Origin of the sequence: Streptomyces phytophilus (assembly GCF_013870535.1) — a bacterium.
Classification (GTDB): Bacteria; Actinomycetota; Actinomycetes; order Streptomycetales; family Streptomycetaceae; genus Streptomyces; species Streptomyces phytophilus.
In genome coordinates this window covers 1-3,707 of record NZ_JACBXC010000586.1, presented here as the reverse complement: position 1 = coordinate 3,707, position 3,707 = coordinate 1, and the positions used below count along the sequence as shown (strand labels likewise).

Genomic DNA, 3,707 nt, shown 5'->3' with positions numbered 1-3,707 from the left:
TCCATGACGTCCTTGTCAAGCACCGCCGCGCGGACCCGGTCGTGGCCGGTTGTCCCCGCCCTTCCAGGGTAGCTCCGCGATACGGTGGGACGCGTGACAGCACGTGCGCGAACCCAGCAGTGGTGGGCCGCCTGACGGCGGCCGACCTCGGGTGCGTGCGTGCGCACGACTTCAACGGCCGCCGGTTCGGCGGCCGTTTCGCGTGGCTCTCCCGCCCGCCGGCCGCCGATGCGGCGGTCTTCGGCAGCGGCTGAGAGGGACGACGATGACGGCGTACGGATCGCGGGACCCGCGGGTACGGATCTTCAGCGGGGTGAAGCCCACCGGGCACCTGACGCTCGGGAACTACCTGGGTGCCGTGCGGCGCTGGGTCGAGGTGGATCAGCATCAGGCCGACGCGCTGTTCTGCGTCGTCGACCTGCATGCCATGACCGTGTCGTACGAGCCCGCGCGGCTGCGGCGGCTCAGTCGGCAGGCCGCGCAGTTGCTGCTGGCCGGGGGGCTCGATCCCGAGGTGTGCACTGTCTACGTGCAGAGTCACGTCGACGAGCACGCGCGGCTGTCGTACCTGCTGGAGTGCACGGCCGCGGACGGGGAGATGCGGCGGATGATCCAGTACAAGGAGAAGGCCGCGCGGGAGCGGGCCAAGGGCGGGAGCGTGCGGCTGTCGCTGCTGACGTACCCCGTGCTCATGGCCGCCGACATCCTCGCCTTCGACGCCGACGAGGTGCCCGTCGGCGACGACCAGGCGCAGCACGTGGAGCTGGCGCGGGACCTGGCGCAGCGGTTCAACCAGCGCTACGGGCGGGTGTTCACCGTGCCGCGGGTCACCCGCCCGTCCGTCGCCGCGCGGGTGATGAACCTCCAGGACCCCGCCGCGAAGATGGGCAAGTCCGACGACGGGCCGTCGACACGGGCCGGCATCGTGCATCTCCTCGACGAGCCCGACACCGTGCGGCGGAAGGTGATGCGGGCCGTGACGGACAGCGGGAGCGAGGTGGCGTACGACCGGGAGGCGCAGCCGGGGGTGGCGAACCTGCTGGAGATCCTGGCCGGGTGCAGCGGGCGGAAGCCGGCGGAGCTGGCGGGTGAGTACACGTCGTACGGGCAGCTCAAGCGCGATACCGCCGAGGCCGTGGTGGAGGCGCTGCGGCCGGTGCGGGAGCGGCACGCGGAGCTGAGTGCCGATCCGGCGTACGTCGAGGGCGTGCTGCGGCGCGGGGCGGAGCGGGCCCGGGGGATGGCGCGGCCGCGGGTGGATGCGGCGTACGACGCGGCCGGGTTGCTGCCCGCCTTCGGTGCGGTCAGTTCGCCGGGCGGATCGTGACGCTGCCGTCCGCGGTGGCGGCCTTGATGCGATGCGGGCTGGACGGGTCGCGCGGGACGGTGACGTCGGTGCTGCCGTCGCGTACGTCGGTGCTCACCCGGTACGGCGCCTTCGGCAGCTCCAGCGTCAGGCCGCCGTCGCGGGACTCGGCGGTGACCTCGTCCGGGGTTTCGGTGAAGCCCAGGTGGAGGCTGCCGTCGCCGAGTGAGGCGGTGACGTGGGCGGCGGTGAGGTCCGTGGCGCGGACGGAGCCGTCGCGGGCGTCGACGTCGACGGGGCCGGCTGCGCCGTCGATGCGGACGGAGCCGTCGCGGGCCTCGATGTTCAGGGGGCCGCCGGCGTCCGCGACCTCTACCGAGCCGTCGCCGCTGGCGATGTCGAGGCGGGTGTCGAAGCCGGTGGCCTCAATGCGGCCGTCGCTGCCGTCGATCTTGACGGCGAGGTCGCGCGGGACCTCGACGCGGTAGCGGGAGTCGCAGCTCACGATGACGCCGCTGCACTTGGTGCGGAGTCGGAGGGTGTCGCCCTCGACCGACCACTTGGTGCCGACGTCGCCGTTCCACTTCTCCGCCTTGAACCAGCGGGTGACGGCGATCTCGCCGCCCTCGCGGTCGACGGGCACCAGCTCCACCGCGGTGTCGTCGGCGTCGATCGTGAGGGTGGTGGCGTCGGCGCCTATCCGGAAGGTGCGGTTCTCGGCTTTGCCGTCGCCGACCGACTGGGTGCAGGCGGTCGCGGTGGCGGCGAGGACCAGTGCGAGCGCGGGGAGGGCGAGGGTCGCGGGCTTCGGCTTCATGTCGTACGACGCTACGGACGGGGGCGCCCGCGCCCCATCCTGCGGGCCACCGGGCGCGGGTGGGGGTAACCCCCGGGTCGGCGGCGGTGCTTGCCCGGGGCTACGGGTCGGCGTCGACCTCGTCCTTGTGGGAGAGGCGGCCGTCGGTGAAGCAGAGGCGGTAGGACGGGTCGAGGGTGAAGGGGGTGGTGCGGTAGATGAGGCAGTCGTCGGTGCCGGGCGGGTCGGCGGGGGCGGCGGGGAGGGTGTTGACGTCGGCCTCGTAGGCGGGGAGGCGGGGCTCGACGGTGTCGCGCGCTTGGCCGATGCGCAGCGTGTCGTACGTGTCGGCGTCGAGGACGGAGCGGTACGAGGTGTAGAGGTCGGCGCCGAAGAGGAGCACGCCGAGGACGACGGTGCCGACGACCGGGACCCAGATCGCGTCGACGATGCCGCGGCGTACGCGGCGGCGTGCGGCGGCCAGTTCGCGCCGGGCGGCGTACTCCCGCGGCGGGGCGGGGGCTGCGCCGGGGGTGAGGGGGAGGCGGGCGGTGACGGCGAAACCGCCGTCCACAGGCTGTGCACGAAGCGCGCCGCCGGCGAGGCGGACGCGCTCGTCCAGGCCGACCAGGCCGTAGCCCCCTGACGTTTGTGATGCTTTCAGGTATTTTGCGGCACTGGCGGGTGGTGGCCCGTTCGCGACCGTGACCTCGGCGTGGTCGGCGTCGCGGCGGAGGCGGACGGTCACGGGGGCGCCGGGGGCGTGCTTGGCGGCGTTGGTCAGCGCCTCCTGGACGACGCGGTGGACCGCCCGGTCGGCCACCGGAGGCAGCGGGGCGGCTTCGGGCGGGGTGCCGGGCGCGTCTTCGCCGCGTACCAGCTCCACCTGCATCCCCGACGCCGCCGCCCGCCTGACCAGCTCCTCCACCCTGTCGTCCGCCGGGTGCGCCGGCGCGCCCTCGCCGTCCTCCCGCAGCACGCCGATGACCTCGCGCAGCCGCTCGGTGGCGGTCGCCGCGGCCTCGCGCAGGTCGGCGGCCTCCTTGCGGGCGGCGTCGTCGAGGCCCGGGGAGACCTGGAGGGCCGCGGCGCGTACGGCGATGAGGGTCAGCTCGTGGCCGAGGGAGTCGTGCATGTCCCCGGCGATACGGGAGCGCTCGCGCAGCCGGGTGCGGTCGGCGGCCAGCTCCTGCTCGCGCTCCAGCCGCTCGGCCAGCTCCCAGCCGGTGCTGATGAGCGCGGCGTGCTGGCGCGCGTACCGGCCGAGCAGCCACGGGAGCACCATCGCGAAGAGCACGGTGAGCACGAGGGTCGCCCAGCCGGAGAACGTCGCTTCGGGGACGGCGGAGGCGAGTACGAGGCCGGCCGCGGCGATCGCGCCGAAGAGCAGGAGCGCGCTGCGCGGGCGGTCGGTGCGGCGGCCGAGGAGGAAGGAGAGGGCGACCTGGGCGAGGACGAACTGGTTGGTGAACAGCTCGGGTGTCGCGGCCAGGGCCAGGCCGGCGGGGATCGCGGCGGCGAGCAGGGGGCGGGTGCGGCCAGCGGCGACGGCCAGGGCGAGGAGGGGGACGGCGGCGATACGTATCCAGCGCAGGTCGACGCCGG

Annotated in this window: 3 protein-coding genes; 1 reads left to right on the top strand and 2 read right to left on the bottom strand. The window is 74.3% G+C overall.

Annotation, left to right across the window (positions count from 1 at the left end):
- Positions 1-265 precede the first annotated feature (265 nt).
- The gene (gene trpS, locus H5J30_RS21755; protein WP_181789068.1) at positions 266-1,327 is read left to right on the top strand and encodes a tryptophan--tRNA ligase; all 1,062 of its coding nucleotides are present in this window, start codon (positions 266-268) and stop codon (positions 1,325-1,327) included.
- Here trpS and H5J30_RS21750 read toward each other — a convergent pair.
- Together H5J30_RS21750 and H5J30_RS21745 are read right to left on the bottom strand one after the other, a co-directional pair.
- Entirely contained in the window at positions 1,305-2,123 is an 819-nt protein-coding gene (locus H5J30_RS21750; RefSeq protein ID WP_181789067.1) for a DUF4097 family beta strand repeat-containing protein, read from the bottom strand. The genes trpS and H5J30_RS21750 overlap by 23 nt on opposite strands.
- 100 nt (positions 2,124-2,223) lie before the next feature.
- Positions 2,224-3,707: sensor histidine kinase (locus H5J30_RS21745; protein ID WP_181789066.1), on the bottom strand; the 1,484-nt coding region annotated here is incomplete at its 5' end.

Coding starts and splice junctions, on each gene's coding strand:
- H5J30_RS21750 (WP_181789067.1), bottom strand. CDS start 2,123: ATGAAGCCGAAGCCCGCGACCCTCGCCCTCCCCGCGCTCGCACTGGTC.
- trpS (WP_181789068.1), top strand. CDS start 266: ATGACGGCGTACGGATCGCGGGACCCGCGGGTACGGATCTTCAGCGGG.